Source organism: Paenibacillus sp. sgz302115 (genome assembly GCF_056120445.1).
This window is the reverse complement of the sequence record NZ_JBVYOK010000017.1, coordinates 99,825-125,760: the sequence shown is the minus strand read 5'-3', so window position 1 is coordinate 125,760 and position 25,936 is coordinate 99,825. Positions and strand designations below refer to the sequence as shown.

At 52.8% G+C, this 25,936-nt stretch carries 19 protein-coding genes and 1 riboswitch; of the genes, 2 read left to right on the top strand and 17 right to left on the bottom strand.

The window, feature by feature from the left end:
• Positions 1–78: 78 nt before the first annotated feature.
• From AC0LWN_RS25030 to AC0LWN_RS25015, 4 genes are all read right to left on the bottom strand, one after another.
• Positions 79–654 carry a 3D domain-containing protein gene (locus AC0LWN_RS25030; protein WP_474670195.1) on the bottom strand — a complete coding sequence of 192 codons (576 nt, stop codon included), beginning with the start codon at positions 652–654 and terminating at the stop codon, positions 79–81.
• Between the two features lie 375 nt (positions 655–1,029).
• A complete protein-coding gene (thrS, locus tag AC0LWN_RS25025; RefSeq protein ID WP_474670165.1) occupies positions 1,030–2,967 on the bottom strand; it encodes a threonine--tRNA ligase in 1,938 nt (645 codons plus the stop codon).
• Between the two features lie 786 nt (positions 2,968–3,753).
• Complete coding sequence (locus tag AC0LWN_RS25020; RefSeq protein WP_019912284.1) at positions 3,754–3,924, bottom strand: type II toxin-antitoxin system antitoxin; 171 nt, start codon at positions 3,922–3,924, stop codon at positions 3,754–3,756.
• Positions 3,925–3,936: 12 nt separating this feature from the next.
• Positions 3,937–4,779 (bottom strand): SPFH domain-containing protein, encoded by an 843-nt coding sequence (locus AC0LWN_RS25015; protein WP_474670162.1) that lies wholly within the window; start codon positions 4,777–4,779, stop codon positions 3,937–3,939.
• Between the two features lie 161 nt (positions 4,780–4,940).
• Between AC0LWN_RS25015 and AC0LWN_RS25010 the strand changes: the two genes are divergently transcribed.
• Positions 4,941–5,129, top strand: coding sequence for a hypothetical protein (locus AC0LWN_RS25010; protein WP_019912286.1), 189 nt, complete (start codon positions 4,941–4,943; stop codon positions 5,127–5,129).
• A 105-nt stretch (positions 5,130–5,234) separates the two neighbouring features.
• Here AC0LWN_RS25010 and AC0LWN_RS25005 read toward each other — a convergent pair whose 3' ends face one another.
• From AC0LWN_RS25005 to metA, 4 genes are all read right to left on the bottom strand, one after another.
• Complete coding sequence (locus AC0LWN_RS25005) at positions 5,235–9,602, bottom strand: bifunctional 2',3'-cyclic-nucleotide 2'-phosphodiesterase/3'-nucleotidase (RefSeq protein ID WP_474670160.1); 4,368 nt, start codon at positions 9,600–9,602, stop codon at positions 5,235–5,237.
• A gap of 273 nt (positions 9,603–9,875) precedes the next feature.
• The gene (gene mqnC / locus AC0LWN_RS25000) at positions 9,876–11,012 is read right to left on the bottom strand and encodes a cyclic dehypoxanthinyl futalosine synthase (protein WP_474670193.1); all 1,137 of its coding nucleotides are present in this window, start codon (positions 11,010–11,012) and stop codon (positions 9,876–9,878) included.
• A 231-nt stretch (positions 11,013–11,243) separates the two neighbouring features.
• Positions 11,244–12,413 carry an aminotransferase class I/II-fold pyridoxal phosphate-dependent enzyme gene (locus AC0LWN_RS24995; RefSeq protein ID WP_474670158.1) on the bottom strand — a complete coding sequence of 390 codons (1,170 nt, stop codon included), beginning with the start codon at positions 12,411–12,413 and terminating at the stop codon, positions 11,244–11,246.
• A gap of 45 nt (positions 12,414–12,458) precedes the next feature.
• Positions 12,459–13,388: a homoserine O-acetyltransferase MetA gene (gene metA, locus AC0LWN_RS24990; protein WP_474670156.1), complete on the bottom strand. Its 930-nt coding sequence runs from the start codon at positions 13,386–13,388 to the stop codon at positions 12,459–12,461.
• Positions 13,389–13,475: 87 nt separating this feature from the next.
• Positions 13,476–13,612: riboswitch (SAM riboswitch) on the bottom strand.
• Positions 13,613–14,038: 426 nt separating this feature from the next.
• Between metA and corA the strand changes: the two genes are divergently transcribed.
• A complete protein-coding gene (gene corA, locus AC0LWN_RS24985; protein WP_458964871.1) occupies positions 14,039–14,974 on the top strand; it encodes a magnesium/cobalt transporter CorA in 936 nt (311 codons plus the stop codon).
• A gap of 78 nt (positions 14,975–15,052) precedes the next feature.
• On the opposite strand, the gene AC0LWN_RS24980 is transcribed toward corA, so the two are convergent.
• The 9 genes from AC0LWN_RS24980 to AC0LWN_RS24940 form a co-directional block, all read right to left on the bottom strand.
• Complete coding sequence (locus AC0LWN_RS24980; protein WP_474670154.1) at positions 15,053–15,973, bottom strand: 1-phosphofructokinase family hexose kinase; 921 nt, start codon at positions 15,971–15,973, stop codon at positions 15,053–15,055.
• A 71-nt stretch (positions 15,974–16,044) separates the two neighbouring features.
• Complete coding sequence (locus AC0LWN_RS24975) at positions 16,045–17,064, bottom strand: HRDC domain-containing protein (protein WP_474670152.1); 1,020 nt, start codon at positions 17,062–17,064, stop codon at positions 16,045–16,047.
• Between the two features lie 244 nt (positions 17,065–17,308).
• Complete coding sequence (locus AC0LWN_RS24970) at positions 17,309–18,187, bottom strand: ROK family protein (protein WP_474670150.1); 879 nt, start codon at positions 18,185–18,187, stop codon at positions 17,309–17,311.
• Between the two features lie 537 nt (positions 18,188–18,724).
• A complete protein-coding gene (locus tag AC0LWN_RS24965) occupies positions 18,725–20,455 on the bottom strand; it encodes a cobyrinic acid a,c-diamide synthase CobB (RefSeq protein ID WP_474670148.1) in 1,731 nt (576 codons plus the stop codon).
• Positions 20,448–21,563 carry a cobalt-precorrin 5A hydrolase gene (locus AC0LWN_RS24960; RefSeq protein WP_474670146.1) on the bottom strand — a complete coding sequence of 372 codons (1,116 nt, stop codon included), beginning with the start codon at positions 21,561–21,563 and terminating at the stop codon, positions 20,448–20,450. Before AC0LWN_RS24960 ends, AC0LWN_RS24965 begins: the two co-directional genes overlap by 8 nt.
• Positions 21,556–22,362: a precorrin-4 C(11)-methyltransferase gene (cobM, locus tag AC0LWN_RS24955; RefSeq protein ID WP_474670144.1), complete on the bottom strand. Its 807-nt coding sequence runs from the start codon at positions 22,360–22,362 to the stop codon at positions 21,556–21,558. The genes AC0LWN_RS24960 and cobM overlap by 8 nt, the downstream gene beginning before the upstream one ends.
• Complete coding sequence (gene cobI, locus AC0LWN_RS24950; RefSeq protein WP_474670191.1) at positions 22,359–23,234, bottom strand: precorrin-2 C(20)-methyltransferase; 876 nt, start codon at positions 23,232–23,234, stop codon at positions 22,359–22,361. The genes cobM and cobI overlap by 4 nt, the downstream gene beginning before the upstream one ends.
• Before the next feature lie 229 nt (positions 23,235–23,463).
• Positions 23,464–24,714: a precorrin-6y C5,15-methyltransferase (decarboxylating) subunit CbiE gene (gene cbiE, locus AC0LWN_RS24945; protein ID WP_474670142.1), complete on the bottom strand. Its 1,251-nt coding sequence runs from the start codon at positions 24,712–24,714 to the stop codon at positions 23,464–23,466.
• Positions 24,707–25,879, bottom strand: coding sequence for a cobalt-precorrin-5B (C(1))-methyltransferase (locus AC0LWN_RS24940; protein WP_474670189.1), 1,173 nt, complete (start codon positions 25,877–25,879; stop codon positions 24,707–24,709). Before AC0LWN_RS24940 ends, cbiE begins: the two co-directional genes overlap by 8 nt.
• Between the last annotated feature and the right edge of the window lie 57 nt (positions 25,880–25,936).

Below are 25,936 nucleotides of genomic sequence, written 5' to 3'. Positions count from 1 at the left end.
GGCCCCAGTCCGTATTATGAGAAGTGCAGGGCTGGATTATACATGCTTAAGTGAAAAAAGCTTCAAACCGCAGATCTCTTAAATTACTTCTTCCAGCAGATACTGCGGAATAGCGTTGTGGGTTTGAATCGCTTTGCCGAGGCTCTTCAGCATGCTCTCCGTACATTTTCCGTTGCCGCGCTTGATGAGCTGAACCACCACTGTTTTTTTGCCCCATTCCTTGTAGACCTGCTTGGTGGTGGCAAAATAAAGATCAATCTTCCGCCCTTTGATTGCCGAACCGGTATCCGCTACTACCGCATAGCCGTAGCCTGGGATATAAAGGATGCTGCCGAGTGGAATTACCCTAGGGTCCGCCGCAATCGTCGAAACGGCATTTTTGTCTCTGCGCACTTTGACACCCGAGTAGGTTATGCCGTACTGCGGATGTTTCGAAGTTTTGCCCGTGGACTCAAATCCGGCGGTATATCCGGTTGCCGTCACTTTCATTGAAGTGATGATCTGCTCTGGTGCCGGTGCAGATACCGGTACGGACACAGGCGGCTTGGATGAAGATTTGGCCGGCTGCTTGACAGCCTTCGGTGCCGCTGTAGGCTTCGGAGCCTCAGTCGCTGCCGGCTGACCAGCATGCAGAGCGGCATGACCGGCTGCCAGGACTTCAGTCTGCGAATTGCTGCGGATATTGGTAAATGGCGCAGAAACCTTTGTATTTTGCAAATCCAATGACCTCGTTATGCTGCTGCTTAGCTGACCTGCAGTGTCCTCCGTCCCGCTCGCTTCCACCGGCTTGCGTCCAAAATCCGGATAGATGCTGACAGCTGTCAGCAATAGCACAACAGTGACGAAAAGACACCAAAACCTCTGGCATAAGCCCATTTTGTTCATTAGTTAAACCTCCCCCTATTAGCGAAGGTTTCCCTATTCACAAAATTTTATACATGAAGCTGCAATCGAACGGCTCCACGTGGCATATGACAGAGGTTGATAGGCAATCCGTACAGTGTTATAGAAGCTACAGCAGCGGTCCTGTTAGATTACACGTTCGGCAATCTCCTGAACCAGTGTAGCAATAACTTCCTGCAAAGGCTTGACACCGATATCGCCTTCTCCGCGTTTGCGGATCGAGACGCTTCCGGCATTCATTTCATTCTCACCGACAACGAACATATATGGAAGCTTCTCAAGCTGCGCTTCACGGATTTTGTAGCCCATTTTCTCGTTGCGCAGATCCACTTCCGCCCGGATGCCGCTTACGAGCAGCTTCGCAGCCACATCCTTGGCGTAATCATCAAAGGCCGAAGAGACAGGAATAATCTTCACTTGCTGCGGAGACAACCACAGCGGCAGCGAGCCGGCAAAGTTCTCCAGCAGGAAGGCTACAAAACGCTCCATCGTGCCGAGGATGCCGCGGTGCAGCACGACCGGACGGTGCTTTTGACCATCGTCGCCGACATACTCCAGCTCGAAACGCTCAGGGAGCAGGAAGTCGATTTGTACAGTGGACAACGTTTCTTCTTTGCCAAGCACGGTTTTGATCTGCACGTCCAGCTTCGGACCGTAGAATGCCGCTTCGCCTTCCGCTTCATAGAACGGCAGACCGGCTTCTTCCACTACCTCGCGCAGCATCCGCTGTGCAGTTTCCCACATTTCATCGTTCGGATAGTACTTCTCAGTATCCTTAGGATCGCGGTACGAGAGGCGGAAACGGTAATCGTCAATCCCGAAATCGCTGTATACCTGCTTGATCAGCTCAAGCACACGGGTAAATTCGCTTTTGATCTGATCGAGACGGCAGAAGATATGGGAGTCATTCAGCGTCATCGAACGTACACGGTGCAGGCCAGTCAGCGCCCCGGACATTTCATATCTGTGCTGAATACCCAGCTCGGCAATGCGGATCGGTAGATCGCGGTAGCTGTGCATTGAGCTTTTATAAATCATCATGTGATGCGGGCAGTTCATCGGACGAAGCACGAATTCCTCATTGTCAATCGACATCTTAGGGAACATATCTTCCTGGTAATGCTCCCAGTGCCCGGAGGTTTTGTACAGCTCTACATTACCTAGCACCGGAGTGTACACATGCTGGTAACCAAGGCTTGCTTCCAGATCCACAATGTACCGCTCCAGGATGCTGCGCAGCTTCGCGCCTTTTGGCAGCCAGATCGGCAGCCCTTGTCCTACGAGCTGATTAAAAGTGAAAATCTCCAGCTCTTTGCCCAGCTTCCGGTGGTCGCGTTTCTTCGCTTCCTCCAGCAGGCGCAAATGCTCCGTAAGCTGATCTTTTTTGATCCAGGCTGTGCCGTATACGCGCTGAAGCATCTTGTTCTTGCTGTCGCCTCGCCAGTAAGCTCCGGCCACGTTCATCAGCTTGAATACTTTGATTTTCGCTGTGGATGGCACATGCGGGCCGCGGCAAAGATCGAAAAATTCGCCCTGCTCATAAATCGTAATGATACTATCTTCAGGCAGCGCCTCGATCAGCTCCAGCTTGTAAGGATCGCCCAGCTCACCAAATCTGTCCAGCGCTTCCTTGCGGCTAACCTCTTTGCGCACAATCGGCAGATTCTCCGAAACGATACGCTCCATTTCCTTCTCAATCTTCAGCAGGTCCTCGGGATTCAGCGGATGGTCCAGATCCATGTCATAGTAGAATCCATCCTCGATCACCGGACCTACGCCAAGCTTAACCTCCTTGGTTCCGAACAGGCGTCTTACCGCCTGGGCCATCAGATGGGCAGTACTGTGGCGCATCACTTCGAGACCTTCCGGTGAATCCAGGGTAACGATCTCAACCAGCGCACCTTCCTCCAGCGGTGTGGACAAATCGACAACGATTCCGTTGAGCTTGCCTGCTGCGGCATTTTTGCGCAGTCCGCTGCTAATCGAAGCCGCTACATCATCAATGCTGCTGCCATCGGCATATTCCCGGACCGAACCGTCCGGCAGTTTGATATTTACTGACATTGTTATTCCTCCTAAAAGTTTTGTGAGCATAAGCTAAAAGTTATCTGAGTTATATTACGGAACGGAAATGTTCACGCACACAAAAAACACCCGTCCCGCGAAGGGACGAGTGATTGCACCCGTGGTTCCACCCAAATTCGATTCCAGAGTCTTACCGGAATCCTTCGTCAGCATGGGAATAACGGCCATGAACCGGCGGTTCTTACTATCCGGGCAAGTTGCCTGTAATCAAAGCAGCCTGCAGGAGTTCATAACCGCAGCTACAAAGGGGTAGATTGATAACCGGTACCGGAGGAAATTGCAGCCTGAGGTTCCCTCTCTCTGAAACAGTCCTGAAGTCACAATCCATATCTTTGTCAAAGCTGATAGCGTGAATCTTGTGTAATTATAAATCTGTCTCAGGCCTTCCGTCAAGTCAGACACAGCCTAAAGTTCTCAATATTTGGTGTAGAACTGACTATATAAATTGAACTATAGATTTTCATATTGGGGTCTGGTCGTAACTGCGGGGAATGTTTGGACTTCCGGCCGCTGCCCGCCTGCAGATTTCTTCAATTTATACCGTTGTTCACGGTTGAAATCCGCAGACAGCCTAATCATACGGCCAGCTTTCCTACGGAAAGCTCTCAGGCGGACGCGTTCGCTCCGTAAGTATCCAAACTCCCCCTCCGTCACTTCTGCCCTTTTTATATTTTCTTTAGTTCAACTTATATAGCCTCGACATGCTACCCGCATAACCACCACCGGTATAATGCACTCGGGGCAGAAGCCCCTCTGCCCTTAGCATTATTCTTCCCGGCGTTTCCGTTCAGGCAAGCGGCCTGCGCGTTTCAAAGACTCACGCAGCAGGTACTCGATATGCCCGTTCACGCTGCGAAATTCTTCTCCCGCCCATCGTTCCAGCGCTTCGTGCAGTTCGGGGTCGATCCGCAGCGGAAAGCTCTTCTTGGCCGCCATAATGAACCGCCTTTAGTACAACGAGCCGGCGTTAATCACCGGACTCGCTCCGCGCTCCGACACAATCGCCACCATCAGATTGTTGATCATCGCTGCTTTGCGTTCTTCGTCAAGCTCCACTACTCCGTTCTCTTTAAGCTGACGGATTGCCATATCGACCATGCCGACAGCTCCTTCCACAATAATCTGCCGTGCGGATAGAATGGCTGAAGCCTGCTGGCGCTGCAGCATGGTGCTGGCAATTTCCGTTGAATAAGCAAGATGTGTCAGTCTGGCTTCAATAACCTCCACGCCGGATATCGAGAGGCGTTCCTGCAATTCGACAGCCAGCTCCTTAGCAATCTCATCCGCATTGGCCCGCAGGGACATGCCGGATTCGCTAAAGTTGTCGTACGGATATTTGCTTGCCACATGGCGCAGCGCCGTCTCACTCTGAATTTCCACGAAGGCCATGTATTTATCGACATCAAATAAAGCCTTCGCCGAGTTGATGACCTTGAATACAATGACTGCGGCAATCTCAATCGGGTTCCCTTCCACATCATTCACCTTAAGCTTGACACTGTTGAAGTTACGTACCCGCAGCGACACTGTCTTACGAATGCTGAACGGGATGACTGCAAACAGGCCGCTGTTAGCAATCGTACCGACATATTTTCCAAAAAAGGTCACCACAACCGATTTATTCGGCTGCACCACTGTAATACTTGTGCAAAGCGCAGCCGCTATAACGAACAGGATAACAGGCACTGCGACATATTCATTAGCTGCGCCATAAATTCCACCCGCGATGCAGACAGCAATCAAAGCGATAACCCAGAAGCCGCTGACCGGACGCAATATTTTCTCTTTCATAAAGAACGCCTCCATAAAGATATTTATTTGATATGACTATGATATCACTTTTGGATATGACTGTAAACTAAAAAATCACAGCATTTTCTCTGTTTTTTTAATACTATGAATCTGTCAAAAGTCGTACCTACACTATTTATTCTAAAAAGGAAGTGAAACACATGAGTGTTAAAGAACAAGTATTGGATATTATCAAAGCTTCAGCAACCCCGCTCAGCGCAGGTGAAGTGGAAAAGCTCTCCGGCCTGGAACGCAAAGCTATCGACAAAGCCTTCACTGAGCTGAAGAAGGAAAATGCGATTGTCTCACCTATCCGCTGCAAATGGGAAGCTGCTGTTAAGGACGCTTAACGGGAAACAATCGTAAAATATCGGAATGGAAAAAAGGTGTTCCGCTCTCATCCGGAGATGAAAGCGAAACACCTTTTTGTGTTAATCTTCCTTAGCGTTCAAGCATTAGGAAGCTTTGTTTTGAAGCATACGGTAAATGATTACTGCGGCTTGAGCACGGGTAGCATCGCTCTTCGGCGCGAATTTCTCGCCAGCTACACCGTTGACAATTCCGAGCTTAGTCAGTTGACCTACAGCTTCTTGAGCATAAGAAGCAATCTTGGCTTTGTCTCCAAAGCCTGCCAGAGCGGCAGTAGTATCAATTGGCTGCAGTTGATCCTTAATTGCAGCGTAAATCATGATTGCCATTTCTTCACGGGTCACTTCACGGCCTGGTTCAAACTTGCCGTTGCCGGAACCCTTGATCAGACCGGCTTTCACACCAGCCGAAATAGCATCGGAGTACCATGCACCTTGCTTCACATCACTGAATGTTGCAGGTGTTCCTGTAGCACTAAGATTCAGAGAACGAACCAGCATCGTGATGAATTCCGCACGGGTTACTGTTTTGTTAGGTGCGAAGTTGTTGCCGTCCAGACCCTTCACAATACCTTTGGCTGCCAAGGAGCTAATAGCCTCTTGTGCCCACGCCACTTTACCAAGGTCCTTAAAGTTCGCTGCAGTTGGAGCAGGCGTAGCAGTTGGTTTTACACTTGGTGCAGGTGTTGCTGATGCAGCTGGTGTAGCCGTAGGAGTAGGTGTTGGTGTTGCCACAGTTCCTCCTCCTGAGCCGGATGACGGAGCTGTCAGATTGTTGACAATCCGACCTTCAAGCTTCGCCGTAATTTGACCGCCCTTGAAAGTGTTCACAATGTAATCATAGAAGACATCCAGGTCGATCGGACCAGCCAGGGATTGACTGGCTTCAGTCAGTACTTTATAGTTGTCGCCGCCTGCAGCCATGAAGTTGTTAACTACTGCAGTATAGCTTTGAGTCATGCTGATTGGTGTTCCGTCTGTCTTGGTAAGATTAGCGACACGATTAGCAACCGGCAAATACATATTAGCCGTATATTTCAGGCCGGAAATTTGCAGTGTCTTTGTATCAGGAGTTCCATCAGCTTTGATTGCCCATTGCTGCTGCAGCAGTTTCTTAATTTGTTCACCTGTAAGAGTAAGCTTCACAAGCGTGTTGCCAAATGGCTGGATCTTGGCCAAGTCACCGAAGGACACATTGCCTTTTGGAAGATCGGCGCGGATACCACCCGGATTCATAAAGGCGAAATCAGCAGCGCCTTTGCCATCACCAAAGTCAGCTTTACGCATAGCATCGGCAATCAGGTTGCCCAGAGCAGCTTCATTGTTGTAAGCATCTGTGCGGGTAACTGTGCCGTCTGTAGTACCTACTGGCTGAGTCAGCTCTGGATGTTTTTTCAGATAACTGTTAACCAAAGCCACTGTTTCTGCATCTGGCGTAATTCCTTTCTGAATTGTGCTGGTTACAGTAGCCGACTTGCTCTTCACTTCGCCTGTTGAAGAATCAATGATCAGCTTGATGTCTTCAAAGGCAGTACCGTAGGAGTAAGCCTGAACAATCAGTTTGTTGTTCACAGTGGCGTTGGCATATCCGTGGTTGTCCCCTGCCACTACCACGTCAACTGGTGAATCTGCAGGAAGCGCGTTAGCCAAATCAACAGCTTCACCTGTATTTGTTTCATCTTTGGTGCCTTGATTTTTGGTTGTTGCCGGATCATGGGCGAGAACGACGATGGTCTTCACGCCTTGTTTCTGAAGCTCGGCTGCATATTTCTCAATAGCCTGAACCTCTTCGCTCGCACTCAGGAATTTGACTCCTTTTGTGCCTTCTGGAGATACCTTGCTTGGAGTAGCTTTGGTAACAACTCCGATAAATCCAATTTTTACGCCGCCAATTTCTTTAATGACATAAGGATTAATAATAGGTGCTCCGGTAGTCTCGTCTACCGCGTTTGCATTGATGTAGTCAAAATCTGCGCCTTTATGAACGATGGTGTTGCCCTTGACGGTCTTAGGATCTTTACCGCCAAAAATTTGTGTTTTCATAGCTTCAACACCTTGGTCAAACTCATGGTTTCCAAGGGTTCCCACATCAAATTTCATCAGGTTCATCCATTCCAACGTCGGCTCATCACGTTCAAGTGAGGACACCGGCGCGGATGCACCTACAGAGTCACCGTTATGGAACAGCAAAGTATTCGCATATTTCGCACGGGTATCTTTCAGATAAGTAGCGAGAATCGCTGCGGTACCTACAGCATCGCTGCCCACAAAGGATGTCGTATCCAACTGACCGTGGAAGTCATTGATTCCGAGCAGGTGAACTTCAACATCTCCGGTTGGAGTTTGTGGAGTTTCTTTGATCTTATAATTGTAAATCTCGAAATTCTTAGCATTCGTCGTTCCAGTATCTGTAATCTTTCCGTCTGCCGGCAGGTAATTCTTCGCGTTAGGCGAGGATGGGAAGGTTACATTGACGTTCCCTTTGATTGGAGCGAGCGACCAGTTGTTGTCCGCCGTCGGATCAACCGTTCCAGCTTCACTGATGTAATCCATCAGAACCTGGCGATTTTCCATTTGGGAGTCAATAATCATCTTCCCTTTTTTAACATCCGGGAAGTTTCCGCCGCCGCTTGCACGGTAGTTATTGGTAACAACGATGAAGTCCTGATTGAGATCCAAAGGTTTGTTATCATAAGTAATGGAAGTTACGCGACTGGAAGAAGCATCATTAATGCTGCCGTCCACCTTGTACTTCGCATTTTTGGTCACGTCAATGGTGTATTTGATACCATCAATGACATCAAAGTTAAATACTTGGAAATCCGGGTTCAAAAGAGGCTGCGGTGTGGAGATTGCCGGCTTGATGCGATTGAACGCACCTGCACTCATCTCTACCCATTCTTTCACAGTCGAGCCTGGAACAATAATAGCTTTCAGCGTGTTGTCATATAGGTACAAATCACTTGCGCTGGCAATCGTCAAGTCTCCAGCTTTAATCTCAGTATATTCGTCCGGGCCATTGCGTCCGGCTTTGAAAGGCGCACCTACGCTGAGAATTGGCAAGTTTCTATAATCTGTATAAGCCGAATCGGTGTTGATCAAGTTTGAAACATACCGCTGTTGGGCATAAGTTACGATCTGAACAGTTGGATCGTCCTGCACCATAGCAAAGAAGCTGTTCATTGGCGCTTTGGTTGTGCCGAGCGGTTGATTGACATACTTAATTGTTGCTTCATGCTCAGGTCCGGCCACCGCGTCAATAGCAGTATCAACAGCTTCACCGGTAATGGAACGCGTCGAGGCTTTGGATTCGTTTTTAAGCACCTTCCAGCCGCTTCCATCATTCACAATTTTAAGGTCAATCAAGCCCAAATAACCGCCGCCATAGCCAGCTTGAACAGCCGGGGTATCATTGATACGGCCGTTCACATTGTCAACCTTCGCAGCATCTGTATTATAAGGCAGCTTGGTAGCCGGATCTTTAAACGAGGAATCCAGATCCTTGTCGACTCCGTTAGTCGGGAATACCTTATGCGTATGAGAGAAAGTGATGGCGTCAATGCCATCTACCTTACTCAGAAGGTTAATTGCATTTTCCGCTTTGGTTCCTGCAACCGCAGATGCGTCAAAACCGGTGTGGGCCATAGCGATGATAACATCAGCATGCTCCTGGTTCTTCATAATTGGAACAAATTTTGCTGCAGTTTCAGCGATGTCCTTGGCAATAACCTTTCCTTCAAGGTTCACCTTATCCCAATCCATGATTTGTGGAGTGACCAGACCAAGAATGCCGACTTTAATCGTCACCTTGTTGTTGTTGCTGTCGGTAACTTCTTTATTAATGATTTCATAAGGCTTGAATTTATTGACATCGTTATCAGGATTGCCATCATGATCGTCAATGTAAATATTCGCATTCACATAAGGAAAATCCGCATCCGTATCTGTTTTATCAGTTGCGCTTCCGTTAATCGTGCGGTTCAAATAATCCAATCCATAGTTGAATTCATGATTGCCAAAAGTCGCAGCGTCATACTTCATTACGTTCATGGCGGCGATAAGAGGATGAATCTGCTTATCATTCGTCATAAGATCCGATTCCTTGGCCATGTACGTACCCAGCGGAGTTCCTTGGATCAAGTCCCCGTTATCAAGCAGAAGATTATTCGGGTTTTCTTCTCTGGCCTTCTTCACCAGAGTAGACGTGCGATCCAGACCTACTTTAGTGGAAACCGCATTTTTGAAGTAGTCCCAGCCATACACGTTAGTGTGAACATCTGTGGTGCTCATCAGACGCAGATTAACCGTTCCAGAAGCAACTGTTTCAGCGCCAGCCGCCGCTGCCTTGTCCGCCCCCAGAATCGGTCCTGCAAAAACTCCGCCTAACACTTGTGCTGCCAGGACTGTGGTCGCCAATATTGAAGCTATCGGCTTGTTCCAACTTCTTTCTGCCATAAGTTAGATATTCCTCCCCATATATTTCTTAATGCTGACCGCAAAATTGTATCATACCCAAAATTAGTAATCTAGCAGAAACCATTAAATCTAATAAATAGTTGTGTAAAATATCATATTTCCCCCCACAAATTTGGTTAAATCGCCCTATATAGTTTTACAAAAAACAAAAAACGCCCGCCCCTGACGATTTTCATAGAGAAATCATTCAAGGATGGACGCCGCAAAAAAATGTTACACATAACGTTATGAATAAATAGTGTAACTCTCAGATTAGTTCTGCATCACAAAATCATTGTCAATCTTCGCGTTCGCATCATCGAACACCCGCAGGATGTCGTAGCGCGTGTTGCGCTGCGCCGGGATTTTGCCTGCTTCGCGGATGAGCTGGAGAATCTGCTCGATGTTGACCTTATGGGTTGCTCCCGCAGACGATACTACATTCTCTTCAATCATTGTGCTGCCAAAGTCGTTGCACCCGTATTGCAGGGACAGCTTCCCGACCTCAGGCCCCATTGTTACCCAGGAGGATTGGAAGTTCTTGATGTTGTCCAGCACCAGCCGGCTGATTGCTACGGTCTTTAGGTACTCTTCCGGTGTCTGTCTGTCCAGCTTCAGGTTCGTATTATCCGGCTGGAAGGTCCAGGAGATAAATGCCAGGAAGCCTTCGGAGTCATACTTGTTCGCAATGCATTCATCCTGGGCTTCACGGACCCGCAGCAAATGAAGCGCCCGCTCCTCCATGCTCTCTCCAAGGCCAATTACCATTGTTGCTGTCGTATTCATGCCGATTTTGTGTGCGGTCTGCATGACATCCATCCACTGCCGCCAGGAGCCTTTGAGACGGCTGATCTTGCGGCGGGTCCGGTCATCCAGAATCTCGGCGCCGCCGCCCGGAAGGGAATCGAGTCCTGCGGCGTGGATCTCACGGACAACCTGTTCCAGCGGCAGGCCGGATACCTCCACCATCTTCATAATCTCCGCAGGAGAGAAGGAATGCATTGTAATCTCCGGGAAACGCTGCTTAATGCCTCGCAGCAAATCCGTATAATAGCTAAATGGCAGATTCGGATTGGTTCCGCCCTGCATCAGAATCTCGGTACCGTTCACGGCAATGGTCTCGGCGATTTTCTGATATATTGCTTCATCGGGAAGAACATAACCTTCTTCAGAACCAGGTCTGCGGTAGAAGGCACAGAACCGGCAGTACACATCACATACATTGGTATAGTTAATATTGCGTCCAATGACGAAGGTAGCCATCGGGTCCGGGTGCCAGCGTTTCATAATAATATCAGCGGCAGCGCCCATTTTCTCAATTTCGTTGCTTTCGAACAACCGGATTGTGTCCTCCAACCCGAGACGTTCGCCTTTAAGTGTCTTATCCAGAATAAGATCTATAGCACTCATCATTCGCGGCCTCCTTTTTAAGCCCAGAAAATAGGGTAATTTAACATGGCTTCACCGTCTTGAAGGCGGCATCTATTTCAGCGTGAAATCTAAAACAAATATATAAGCTCGTTTCTTCATCGTATCACAATCAGGGCAGCTTGAAAAATCCTAATTTTAAAATAAAACAGCAGCGCACGGGATGGCGCTGCTGCCGAATCTGCTTATTTTCCGGCCATGCCTGGCCGATTACTATGCTTCCAGCTCAAGCCGTGCGGCTTCCAGCGCCTGGGCGAGATCTGCGATCAGATCATCCGCATGCTCGATGCCGACGGAGAAGCGCAGCAGGCGGTCGTCCACGCCAACCGCATCGCGGATCTCTACCGGAATATCGGCATGGGTCTGCACTGCGGGGTAGGTCATGAGGGACTCCACGCCGCCCAGGCTTTCGGCGAAAGCGATCAGCCGGATATGACGAAGCAGCGGCTCGACGTACCGGGCATCTTTTACCTTAAAGGAGAAGATTCCGGTGTTGCCCGAGGATTGGCGGTTCTGGATCTCATAACCTGGGTGGTCCGGCAGTCCGGGATGGAACACCTCCGCAATCGCCGGATGCCCCAGCAGATAATGGGCCAGCGCCAGCGCATTGCTCTCATGGCGCTCCATGCGCAGCGCCAGTGTCTTCATGCCCTTCATCAGCTGATAGCTGTCATTCGGCGCAAGCACGGCGCCCAGCGAGTTATGCAGTATGGCCATTTCCGCCGACAGCTCAGCGCCTTTGGTTACAATCAGGCCAGCGAGAACATCGTTATGGCCACCCAAGTATTTGGTCGCGCTGTGGACGATAATATCCGCTCCCAGCTCCAGCGGCCGCTGGAAAAATGGTGTGAGCAGCGTATTATCGACAATCGTGAGCAGCCCGTGCCGGCTGGCCCACGTACATACTGCGGCGATATCCGTAATCATCATGAGCGGATTGGTCGGCGTTTCGATAAATACAGCCTTGGTGTTCGGACGCCGTGAAGCCTCCAGCCCGTCCAGATCATTCGTATCCACATAGGAAGCGCTTATGCCGTATTTGGAGAGAATCCGCTCCAGCAGACGGTAGGTTCCGCCGTACAGATCCAGCGACACCACCAGATGGTCGCCTTGTCCAAACAAAGCGAATACCGTAGTCAGCGCAGCCATCCCGGAACTGCAGGCAAAAGCGGCATCCCCGGACTCCAGCTCCGCAGCCGCCTCTTCCAGCACCCAGCGGGTAGGGTTCTTCGTGCGGATGTAATCAAAGCCTGTGCTCTGTCCGAGCCTCGGGTGACGGAATGCCGTCGCATTGTATATCGGATAGTTAATCGCACCCGTCGCCGGGTCTTCCAGTGAACCAATCTGCGCTAGTCTGCTCTCAATTCTCAATTTCTCATCCATTGCTGTCGCCTCCTAAGTGTGTGTACACGAAAATTCCTTCTATATTTAGAATACTAAATAATCGGCCTGGTCTATATCGTAAGGGGTCTCCTGGTATACATAGTAATTGAGCCAGTTAGAGAATAATAAGTTGGCATGGGCACGCCAGACAGCCGGCGGTGTACGCTGCGGATCATCCTGAGGATAGTAATGCTTCGGAATCGCAATGTCCATTCCTTTGGCGATATCCCGGTCATACTCCCATTTTAACGAGAACGGATCATATTCGGAATGTCCAGTCACAAAAATTTGCTTGCCGTCAAGTGTCGAAACCAGATACACTCCAGCTTCCTCCGATTCGGCAAGGATCTGCAGCTCGGGATTCGCAAGAATGTCTTCACGCGAGACATCGGTATGGCGGGAATGCGGAACATGGAATACCTCGTCAAAACCGCGCAGCAGCTTAACGTTAGCCTGGTTCACTGTGTGCGAAAAAACACCAAAGCATTTCTCGTCCAGATCAACCTTGCGTACACCATAGTGATGATACAGTCCGGCTTGAGCGGCCCAACAGATATGCATGGTCGAGGTCACATTTTGCTTGCTCCATTCAAAAATTTCTTTCAGCTCTTCCCAGTAGTTCACATCCTCGAATTCCAACTGCTCTACAGGAGCGCCGGTAACGATCAGTCCGTCAAAGCGGCGGTCGCTGATTTCATCAAAGGTTTTATAAAAGCTCTTCAGATGCTCCGCCGAAGTGTTCTTGGAGGTGTGGGAGCTGGGATGCAGCAGCACAACATCCACCTGAAGCGGTGAATTCCCGACCAGGCGCAGGAGCTGCGTCTCCGTCGTTTCCTTGGTCGGCATCAAATTCAGGATCGCAATCCGCAGTGGACGGATATCCTGGTGGAAAGCCTGGCTTTCATCCATTACAAAAATATTTTCTCCGGACAAAACCTCTTTGGCCGGCAAGCTGTCGGGAATTTTAATTGGCATTGTTGTCTTCGCTCCTTCTGTTCATGTGGATATCAAAAAGACCCTTCTCCGGGGAGAAAGGTCATATATCTGCAGTCATATGCGCCTCTCTCATCTGCCAGAGAACTTGTGCCGGTCAGCCTAAGGCCATCCATGCAAAGCTTCCGCAAGAATTAGCACCGTGCGTAAATACGCCGGTTGCCGGGTTTCATCGGGCTAGTCCCTCCACCTGCTCTTGATAAGATTTAGCTGTATTCAATTGAGAAAAAGTCACACAAACGTTGAATGCTTTTCTTAAAATTCACTTTAAATCATGAACCTCCTTTTCGTCAAGTCCATACAATGCTAAAGGGTCTCTAAAACCCCCGAGAATTTAGCTTGAAAGACCCAAACCCGGGCGTTATACTAGACAAGTGTTTCACACCCTATATGACGAAAAGAAGAGGTGAGAGAGGAATGGAAGGCGACCCGAGTTCGCAGTTGAACGTCCAGAACGAACAACCACACAGGATTAACATCAGCTTGCCGGCGGCGGGAGCGTCTCTTCTTCATGCCCTCGAACCGTCATTTGGCCTTATCCATTGATCGTACCACCGGCCAAGCTGATTTTTTCCCTGTGCCTAAATTAGCACATCCCTGAAGAAGATCAGGGACAGAAGGAGTGGGATCAGATGAAAATCCGGCTGGTAAACGCAGGGGTTTTTACGCCTGTTGATGACATTGAAGAAACTTTGACCGCCCCTGCGGAAGGATTTTATTGGATTGATGCGGATGTAGAGGATCTGGAGCTGCTTCAGCCTTTGTACAATCTGCATGATCTGGCCGTGGAGGACTGCCTTAGTGAAGAGGATCAGCGTCCAAAGATTGAAATTTATGAAAGCCATTATTTTATTGTGGTGAACAGCATCCGTTTTGACGATGAGGAAATTTTCCTACGTGCGCTCAACGTATTTTTGGGCAGAAATTTCATTATTACCGTCACCAAGCAAAAGATCAATGAGCTGCGTGTCCTGAAGCCCATTCTGTGGGAGCAGGAGGTCAGCGAGCCTGACCGTTTCCTGTATCTGCTGATCGACCTTGTCGTAGACAATTATTTCTCCGTCGGCGACCGGATCGAAGCGCGGATTGAGAAGCTGGAAGAGGATATCCTGATGCACACCAAGAAAACGCATCTTAGCGAAATCATCGGTCTGCGAAGTGAAATTCTCTGGCTCAAGAAAATGCTCGGACCGCAAAAGGAAGTTATCAATACGCTGAACAAAAAAGACCTTCGCCTGATCGACGACCAGTTGCAGAAGTATTTCAGCGATATTTATGAAAATGCGGTCAAGATCTCTGAAACATTCGAAACGTACCGCGATCTCATGGGCAACTTGCGCGAAGCTTATCAATCCAGTATCGCCAACCGCGCCAATGAAATCATGAGAGTATTTACGGCCATTACCACGATATTCATGCCGCTGACCGTCATTACCGGTATCTACGGTATGAACTTTGACAATATTCCTGAGACACATTCAAAATACGGCTATTATGGAGTAATCGGCGTCATGGTGACGCTCGGCTGCGGAATGCTGGTTATTTTCCGCAAGAAGGATTGGCTATGAACTTAAACGTACGAATAAGCAGGACGAAGGCTCCGGGTTACCGCAAGGTAAGGAAGCCTTCGTCTTTTTGGTATGCTGCTACTCCATGCGCTCGAACAATCGTTCCGTATCCTCGCGTTTGCACAGCTCCCGCTCCGGATTCATCACTGCTGCCGCTCCAGAGGCGATGCCGAACTGAACCGCCCTACGGAGCGGCCACCCCCGTTCCAGACTGTAGACCAATCCGCCCACCAGACTGTCACCTGCTCCCACCACACTCAGCACAGAAACTTCAGGGGCCTGCAGATGCTCACAGCCTTCTTTGGTAATGAGCAGCGCTCCTTTGCCGCCCAAGGAAACAACGACCACTTCAGTCCGCCCTTGCTCAATCAGCTCCAGCGCAGCCGCCCGTACCTCCTCATCACTGGAGATTGCACGCCCGGTCAGCTCTTCCAGCTCGCGCACGTTCGGCTTGAGCAGATAGACCCCCGCATTAGCAGCCAACTGCAGAGCTTCCCCCGAGGTGTCAACAATGACCCGGGCATTCCACTGCTTAGCAGCTTCTACCACCTGACCGTAAAAATCCGCAGGACAGCCCGGCGGCAGACTGCCGCTGGCAACAATATAAGTTGGCGTCACTTTCAGCGACTTCAACTGCTCCAGACACTGCATCCAGTCGCCCTGGGCAAAATTCGGCCCCGGCATGTCGAACCGGAACTGCTGTCCGGTGGATTCCTCCACGACAATCAGATTCTCCCGGGTCTGCCCCGAAATCGGAATCTCCTGATGGCTCACGCCTTCCTGTTCGAGCATATGATGCAGCAATTGTCCATGCAGTCCTCCCGATGCATACAAAGCCAAGGACTCGCCACCTAATCTGTGGACCGCCCGCGACACATTTACTCCCCCGCCTCCCGGTTTATATGAGGCTTCCCGGCAGCGCAGCTTATTGTCAGGGACAACTCGCTGAATACTTGTGCTGGCATCTACGCTGGGATTAACCGTCAACGTTACGATCATAGGGACATCTCCTTTTTTGAGTGTATACAGGTATGATACTGCATTGTGCTGTTTTTTCCTAAAAATGCTATCTACAGATTCGTCGCAATCTGTAACTGGATTGCCTGCTCCCGCCGGTAACGGATGCGGATTAACCGCAGGCGCTCATAGTAGATATCCAGTCCTTCTGCGGGCGAGAACGCTTCGCCATAGGCTTTGTAAAGTACAGGCTTCAGGAAGGTATCGCCCATAAGCTCAAAAGCCGTCCAGATGTTATCTTGCTCGCTGAGGGGTACATTACCCAGCTCATAGGCAATTAGCTTCTCCACGGAGTAGCCGTCTTTTTCCAGTTCCTCTACGCCCTCAAGCACTTCACGGCGGCTTATACCGCTCAGCGCTTTAAGCTGCTCTATGCCCAGACCCTCCTCAATTCCCTGCAGCAGCGTTCTCCGCAGACGCATACGCTCAAGCTGCTTCTTGTATTTAATTTCTTTCTGCTTATATTGCCAAGATACAAAGCTGTCCTCATCTACGGCTACATGCACCCAGTTCAGCGGATAGTTATGCTCCCGGTGAACTGCGGAGGTAATATTCAGCCAATCCCCGCCATACTGTGAGGCTTTGCCCTCACCCACACCGGGAATTTGCAGCAGCTCCTCCGGCGTGCGGGGAAGAAAGGCGCTAAGCATGCGCAGCAGACGGTTGCTGGCGAGGATGTAAGGCGCTTTCCGCTCACTGGATGCCTTGCCCCGCCGCCAGGCGCACAGCTCGTCATAGACAGTCTCATTGCCAAAGTGCTCGCTGTAATATTGCAGCTTAAGCTGCTCCTGGCTCCGGCTGCCGGACGAGCCTTCTTCTTCATGAAATACGCCATCAATCAGGGGTCTGTAGCCATCCCCCATCTTCACAGCCAGCTCATGCCGGTATACGCATAGTAACTCATTCCAGGAGCTGCCTTCATACCATAAGCTGTCTCCCCTTTCCTCAGTACCGGAGAAATCGCGCCAGCCCAGACGCCAAGTGCCCTCATCTTCCCCAATCCATAGCTGGGCAAATACCTCCTGGTCCGCCCCGGATATTCTGGACAATCGGTTCATAAATACAATCTGCATCCCAATCCCTACCTTCCTTGTCTTACAGCATGCATGATCCTTGCGCTGACCGGAGTTTCCTGCTTCCCGTGCGGTCCAACTGCCCAGGTGCTGTACAGCGTGAAACATCCGTATATTGGCACAAAAAAAGCACCTCTCCCACGAATTCGTGAAAGAGGTGCTTCCTCTTGAATGCTATACTGTTAATGCTTACAATACCATATATTGAGAAACAGTCAATCTCTTTTTATCCAGACACAGATTACTACCGGCCCAGCGCCAGCTTTGCCAGTCCAAGTGCGCCGGCTAGTCCGGCATTGTCGCCAAGCTGCGGCGGAACGATGTAGCTCCCGATGGCTTCATTGAGCGCAGGATGCTGCACATAGCCGCCCAGCAGCTCTTGAAGCTTGGCGTGAACAGCCGGGAAAAGCTGGCTCTGCTTCATCACGCCGCCCCCCATTACAATCTTCTGCGGCGAGAGAATGAGCACGTAATTCATCAGCGCATGGGCCAAATAATGGGCTTCCATCGCCCAGGCCGGATGATCTGCAGCCAGTTCGCCGGCTGGCTTGCCCCAGCGGTAACCAATAGCCGGGCCTGCGGCCAGACCCTCTAAGCAATCCTTATGATATGGGCAGAAGCCCTCATAGGTATCCTCCGGGTGGCGCCGCACAAAAACATGCCCCATTTCGGGATGGGACAGGCCATGCACCAGCTTGCCTCCGACTACCGCGCCGGCTCCGATCCCTGTCCCGACCGTAATATAAAGACAACTATCCAGCCCTTGAGCCGCGCCCCATGTGTATTCTCCCAGCGCCGCACCGTTGACATCCGTATCAAACCCGATGGGCACATTAAAGTGTTCAGCTACGGTTCCCACCAGATTATATTGCCCCCAATAAGGTTTCGGTGTCGTTGTGATGTACCCGTAGGTCGGGCTGCCGATCACCGGATCTATCGGTCCGAACGAGCCGATGCCGATGGCCTCCACATTTTTGCCGGTAAAATAGTCCAGCACAAGCCCCATCGTTTCCTCAGGTGTTGTCGTTGGAAAGCTGACCCGGTCGATAACCGTACCGTCCTCAGTTCCAATTCCGCATACAAACTTTGTTCCCCCTGCTTCAATCGCTCCCAAAACTTTCACTGCAGCAGTCTCCCTTCCCCATAAACGTCAAGCCTTAGATTGGCTCTTCGTGTAATAAAGCGTTATCTTTCCCTTATTATACGTGCCTGAGCGTTGTATGACAAGCGGTTGACATACTAAAAAAGCAACAACATTAAGAGCAGGAAATTCGCTGAATCCAATAACTGCTCAGGCACTCTGCGAAGAACCCATAAATTACAGCAAGTCTTGGCCGAATAGCCTGAGCCTTTGTATTACTGCGTGCATGGCCTGGTTGGAGCGAACCTTTACACTACATCTTGCATCGGCCTTGGCTGGAGCGAACTGAAGTGGAAAAAGTACACCTAATCCAAGTCGTGTAATCCCCCTGAGATTAGTTAGTGGAAAAAATCCACTTATTTCCTTCTACAATCACTGAATGGATGGAAATGGAGAGGAATAAGTCTACTTTTTCCATTTAATCATCAAAAATTCAGTAAAATTCATGAATTAGGTTTCCTTTTTCCACTTCATTTTGCTGACAGTTTCCCTGTTGTTGTTCATTTCATAAGCGAATTCTTACTGCAGAATACCTTGCTTTCTCTCACGGTAGCTGCGGCACGCTTCTACCAGCCGGACTGCCGCCGGAAAATGCGAAGCCAGATGAATGTGCGCATAAGCAGCCATAACATTCCCGCAGGAGTAGCCCTCCGGCTGGCTGCCGCTTCTGCCTTTGCTATCATATGCATAGGTCCACGACTCTCCGGTAACATAGCTCATCAAGGAGTAGTGAAATTCATGGCCGCGCAGGCTCTCTCCCTGCTTCAGCAGCAGGCAATTCTCCCGCGCTGTAACTTCGCGGTAGCCCAAGGCCACGCGCCGCTCCTGCATGACGGTATGGGCGGGGATAATCCCGGCCATCGCATGCACTGCTCTGGCGCGGTCCTTGAGGCTGCGGGCCAGCACCATATAGCCGCCGCATTCCGCATACAGCGGCATTCCAGCCGCTGCCGCTGCCCTGAGGCCGCGCAGGAAGGCCGAATTCGCGGCGATCCCGGCGGCGAATTCCTCCGGGAAGCCGCCGCCAAGGTAGATGCCGTCCGCATCCGGCGGAATACCTTCGCCGCTGAGCGGGCTGAACAGGGCAAGCTGCGCCCCGGCGCGGGCAAGCAGCTCCAAATTATCGGCGTAATAGAAATTAAACGCCGCATCACGGGCAACAGCAATGACCGGTGCCCGGTCATTTGCAGGGGCCGGAGCCTGGGGACAGATCACATCCCAGGGTGGATTGGACCGCATTTCTGAGCAGCCGTCTCCCGGGAAGGCCGGTGTCGGGAGGGGCGCTGCGGCGGGCGTTGGCTGGACCGCAGGCCTTGCTGCCTCCACCGGGCAGCCAGTGGGAGTGGCAGTGACTGGCTGATCCTCCTCCGGCACTGGCGCAGATAGAGCTGGCTGCGCTGCTTCGGCAATCGCTGGTAGTACCGCATGCTGCTCTTCCCCTGCCACCTCAACCGGGCAGCAAGCAGGAGCGGCAGCGCCTTGCTGCTCCTCTCCCAGCATTGCCGGCGCTGGATAATGCAAGGCAGGCGCTGCCACGGCAAGCTCCAGCAGCGCATCCAGGTCCGTGCCCTCTGCCAGCAAATCTGCGGCACGGTCGAATAACGGCTCCAGCTCACCTCGTTCGACGGCGGGCAGCAGCCCTAAATGCCGTTCCGGGATATCCAGCCCGTGATCCCGTTCCAGCCAGCCGATGACCGGAATGCCGCAGGCCGCTTCAATCGCGGCTTTGACCATCCGGTAATGGCTGGCGCTCCCGCAGCGGTTCACGATCACCGCAGCGATGCAAAGTTCCCGCTCCAATTGCTGAAAGCCCAGCACAATCGCCGCCGCGCTGCGGCCCATGCTGCGCACGTCCACCACCAGTAGCACCGGACTACCTGTAAGGATGGCTATCTCTGCCGTTGATCCTGTAAGCGAAGTCGCTTCTTTGCCGTCATATAGCCCCATAACACCCTCGATCACCGACAAATCGGCTTCCTCCGAGGAACGCAAAAAATACTCCAGCATATAGCTGCTCGAAGTCATCCAGGAATCCAGATTGCGGGCGGGCCGACCCGTTACGGCAGCATGATAGGCCGGATCAATATAATCCGGCCCGCATTTGAAGGCCTGCACTGTAAGTCCGCGCCGGGCAAAGGCCCGCAGCAGGCCAAGCGTTACCGTAGTTTTGCCCGATCCGCTGCCTGTACCAGCGACCACGAAGCGGGGGCGGAGCGCTGATGGCTGCTGCTGTCCGCTTAGTTCATTCATTTGTTACTCCCTCCGCTCCGCCATAGTTGACCCTCGCTACAGCGATTGTCGCATTGCCGCTTTTTTTCTTCTTCAGCACAAGCTCCCGCGCGCCAGAGGACAACAGAGCCGCAGGCTCGCAGACACCGTAGGCTCCAGTCGCTTTGAATACTGTATCCGAGGGCTGCTCCAGCGCTACCGTATTCAACTGCTCCGGTGAATACAAGACCAGCTCCCATCCATACTTCCCGCATAAGGCCAGTAGGCCATCTTCGTCCCCCTTGATCGCGGCAGTGGCGAGATTGCGGACGCTTAATAGCGAAAGCCCCAGCTCCGCAAGAGTGCCCAGCACTACAGCTTCCAATTCTTCCAGCGATGTGCCGCGATTGCAGCCCATGCCAAGGACTAAGCTGCGCGGATGATAGACTACCGTCCGTTCCCCCAAAGCAGTCATCTCCGGCTCTGCCAGATGCCGGTCAGTGACCACAATCGCCGCGCTGAACGGGAATTCCCGCAGCTCTGCCATGCTGCCGCAGAGCCGCACATGCTCCGGCAGTTTAGCTCCGGGCGGCAGCCAGCCGCGCTCGCCGCTCTCCTGCAGGAAGGCCACCGCCTCCCCGTTAACCACAGCGGCGCTGACTGTCTTCATCGGGGCGAAGCTGTCCGCACGCCAGCCGAATTCCCGGCCCAGCAGGTCCACCGCGAAGGTGCCCTGCACATCCGAGGCGGTGGTGATCACGGGACGGCTGTCCAGCAGCTCTGCGATCTGCAGCGTAAGGCGGTTGGCACCGCCCAGGTGACCGGAGAGCAAGCTGATGACATGCTCTCCCCGCTCGTCGATCACGATGACGGCGGGATCGGTTCTTTTATCCCGGAGCAGAGGCGCAATCAGCCTTACTGCCGCACCCAGCGAGAAGAATAGAATGATGCCTTCGTAGCGCCGGAACAGCTCCGGCAGCAGCACTTTGACCGGCCCCTCGAACACATGCCGGGTGCCTGCTGCCTCCTGTAGTTCTCCGCTGTACTTGGCGCAGCAAAAGACCTCGGTATCCGGCAGCCGCCCGCCCAGCGTAAGCGCCAGCCGGATACCGTTTCTGGTAATGGCGACCGCTGCGTACCTGCTAGCCATTCGGGCCCAGTCCTTCCCGGCAGCCGTGAGTGAATGTCTTGTCGTACAGCTTCGAGCGGTGTTGGTCACGGTCTACCAGAGCAGGGTCCAGCGCCCAGCCGGCCAGGATCATCGCATGCATGGTAATGCCCGCTTCGCGCAGATCATCCGCAAGCTTCGCCACCGTGGTCCGCAGAATCTGCTGGTCCGGCCAAGTGGCCCGCTTCACGACAGCTATCGGCGTGTCCGGGCTCCATCCGGCGGCGAGGAATTCCTCCGCTACGTGCCCTGCCAGTGAAGCGCTGAGGAACAGCGCTACAGTGCAGTGATGCTCCGCCAGGCGGCGCAGCTGCTCACGCTCCGGCACCGGCGTCCGTCCTTCGGCGCGGGTCAGGATCACCGTCTGCGTCAGCTCCGGGACCGTCAGCTCCGCCCCCAGCGCCGCCGCCGAAGCAAACACGGAGCTGACGCCCGGGATGATCTCATAGCTGACACCGCAAAGCTTCAGCAGCGACATCTGCTCCAGAATGGCGCCGTACATGGACGGATCGCCTGTGTGGACACGGGCCACGCTTTTGCCGGCCTGCACTGCCGATACCATTAGCTCCACCTGCTGCTCCAGGTCCATGCCCGAGCTTTGCAGCACCTGGGCTCCCGGCTTCGCACTGGCGATCAGCTCCGTGCTGACCAGCGAATCGGCATAGAGCACAACATCCGCCGAACGCAGGATGCGGCTGCCTTTTAACGTAATCAGCTCGGGATCACCGGGGCCTGCACCCACAATATATACTTTTGCCTCCAGCATCGTAGTCTGCGTCATTTGCTCACCACCATAAGGCTCAAATATTCCAGCTCTTTGCCGCGCAGCTCACGCGCATCCCGCCACACGGTCTCATACGGGGAGGTCACCTTGGTGACGACGGATGCTTTTCCGCCAAGCTCAAGCTCGTCCAGCACATCCAGCACCAGCTCCAGCACCTTGGCCACCTTCAAAAACACCACCGTATCATGCTGGAGCAGCGCTTCTTTCAGCGCCTCGCGGTCCTCCGTAGCCGGGATAATCCCCACCCGCTGGTCGCCATCGGCCAAAGGCTGTTCAAGCGCGGCAGCCGCGCCAAGCACCGACGAAATTCCCGGTATCGAAACAATCGGCACACCGGGATGCAGCTCCTGCATCAGCCGGGCCAGATGAATAAAGGTGCTGTAGAGATTCGGGTCCCCCTCCGTCACAAAAGCAACATCCCTGCCCTGCTTCAGCTCATTCCAGCACAGCTCCTCCGTACGGTTCCAGCCGTTTGCCAGTTGTTCCGGATCTTTGGTCATCGGGAATACGAGCCCCAGCATGATTTTTTCTTCAGCATTGACGTGCATGTCCACAATTTCCTGGGCGTAGGATTTCCCGCCTTTTTTGGTTGCCGGATAAGCGATTACCGGACATTCCTGCAGCAAACGGCAGGCTTTGAGTGTAATCAGCTCAGGATCGCCGGGACCCACACCCACACCGTACAAGGTTCCCAGCCCAAGGGGAGCCAGCTTTTTGTCCGCGAACGTGTTCTCGTCAACAGCATCATACAGAACATTTACGGCCTGCATTGCCGCTTCGGCGGGCAAATTTCCAGCATCAGGCTGCTCATTTACACGCTGCTGCCGCAGTCCTGGCGCGCCTCTGGTTTCAGTCATTTTCATCATAATCCTATTCCCCTCCTCATGTTGCAATTATGTAAATTATCCAGAGACCCTTGGCTTTCGCAGAAAAAATAAATGTATTTACTGCAGCTAAAAGGACGCGATTGAACGAAATAGCAGCGATAGTTGCATTCTGTACATTTAAAAAAGCCGGAAGCTTCTCTTTTGCGGAAATACTGTCTTTATAAGTGTACGCAATACAATTAATCGGCAATAGCGTCCAAAAAGCACCTTTTTAGTTGCAGGAAATGCAATTAGCAGGCTGGGTACTACGCCCGCTGATAACGTAGACAGGGTTCAGCCCCTCAAACCGGGTCATACCGAGGATCGGCTTGCCGCGTGAAGCCTGAAGCTGCGTCACCTCTGTTGCCATTCCCGCGAGCTTCAGCGCCTCCATGCCGGCATACAGCGTCTCAACGGTTATCGCTCCGATAACAATCCGCCCTTCCGGCTGAAGCCGCTGTGCGCAGTGGGCAATAATGCTCCCCAGCTCGCCGCCGCTGCCGCCGATGAACACCGCATCCGGGTCCGGCAGCAGCTCCAGCCCCTGCGGGGCTTTGGCATGGATAATCTCGAAATCGGCGCGGAATTTCCGGCGGTTCGCTTCCATGTTGGCCAGATTGTCCGCTCCTTTTTCCAGGGCGTACACCTTGCCAAGTCGGGCGATCCGCGCACATTCCGCCGCTACTGCACCGGAGCCGGAGCCGATGTCCCAGACTACTGCATCCTCGGCCAGATTCAGCTCCGACAGGACAAGAGCGCGCACCTCGCGCTTCGTGATCAGCCCCTTTTCCGGGCGCCGCTGGTGGAAGACTTCGTCAGGGTAAGCAAAACCGCGCCTCCGGGCAGGTCCGCTTCCCGGCTTCCGCCGCAGAATGACCACATTCAGCGGAGCAAAGGTCCCTTTTTCCAGCTCCTCCAGCTCCCAGAACCGGCAGACCTCCCCGCTCCCGCCCAGCCGCTCGCAGACAAAAGCCTCATATTCCGTCATTTCGAACTCCCGCAAATAAGCGCCAATTGCTGCCGGTGTATTGATTTCGTCGGTCAGCAGTGCGATCTTGTGCCTGCCGTCCATCCGCTGCGCCAGCCCCCGGATAGGACGCCCGTGCAGACTGATCAGCTCGGCATCCTGCCAGCTATCCCCCAGCCGCGCAAAAGCAAGCTGAACGCTGCTGTAATGCGGAATGACTTCGACATTCTCCGGCCCGAACCGGCGGACCAGATAGCCGGCAATGCCAAAAAACAGCGGGTCCCCTGACGCCAGCACCACCGCCCGCCGCTCTCTCCACACTTCCTCCAGCTTGTCGGCAAAAGCCTTGAGGCCGTTCTTCAGAACGATTTTCTCGCCTTGGTAGCCACTGAAAAAAGACAGCTGCCTCTCCCCGCCGAGCAGCACCTCGCTCCTCTGCACCTTGCTCAGACTGTCCGGCGTCAGCCCGCCGGCTCCATCCTCACCGATGCCAATAATATAAATAATGTCAGCCACAGATCTCCGCCCTTCCCAGCACTCGGCCCTTCATCGTGATCAAGACCATCTCCACGGTCATGTCCCCATTTATATGCTCTAGACAATGCCTGCAGGCATGCACGCACAACTGTTCAAAAAAGCCGTCATTCCCGGCCTCCGTCATCATATCCACGACCTGGGAGGCTGTATTGGCGGCGGCAATCTCCTGTACCAGCCTCTCATCCGCCCCCGACTCCGCTGCAATCCGGGCAAGAAAGCCGAAATCTACCGAGGCATTTTTGGAGTGGATCAGCATGGCCCCCTGCGCCACCTTTGAGTACTTGCCCGCCATGCCTACCAGCGTGACTTTGGTGATTCCATAGGCCTTGGCATGCTCCAGCGAGAAGCCTACATATTCGCCCATTTGGATAAAAGCTTCCTCCGGAAGCCCGGCGAACATTGCCTGCGCATATTTCTCACTGCTGCCGCCTGTGGTCAAAATAATCTGCTTGTTCCCCATCGCTGCTGCGACTGAAATCGCCTGCACCACGCTTGCTTTGTAGGCCTCGGTGGAGAACGGCGTCACTACGCCGCGCGTGCCAAGAATAGAGATGCCGCCAAGAATGCCGAGCCGCGGATTCAGTGTCTTCAGCGCAATAGCTTCCCCTTCCGGCACACTGATGACCACCCGCAGCCCCCGGGACGCGCCATGCTCCTCCAGCACCTCGGACACAGCCTCCTGAATCATTCGCCGAGGAACCGGATTAATCGCCGCTTCCCCAACCGCCACCGGCAGTCCCGGTTTGGTGACTCTCCCGACACCCTTGCCTCCGTCAATCTCCACACCGGGAGCATCGCGCCAGCTTACAGCCGCCTCAATCCTGGCCTGATGTGTGGCATCCGGGTCATCCCCGGCATCCTTGACCGTTGCACAGACCGCCGATGCATCGCCGTGGCGCTGCCAGCCGGTCAGCCCGAAGGTATGCCGGAAGCCTGCCGGCAGATCTATATCCACAGTCTGCGGAAACTCGCCTGTGATGAGCAGAAGCGCCGCGCCTTTGGCGGCTGCGGCAGCACAGGCGCCGGTGGTGTAGCCCCGGCGCAGCGGGGCCGGGGAGCTGGCGGCAGCGGGTTCTTGACCGATGCCAGTGGCCTTGGGGCTGGGCGGTGCCGGCGTGCCGCCTAACTCTTTGACGCTGCTCATTACCTTGGCAGCATCGAGGTCACTTGCGCCGTCCTCTGGCGGCGTACCTCCAGGGTC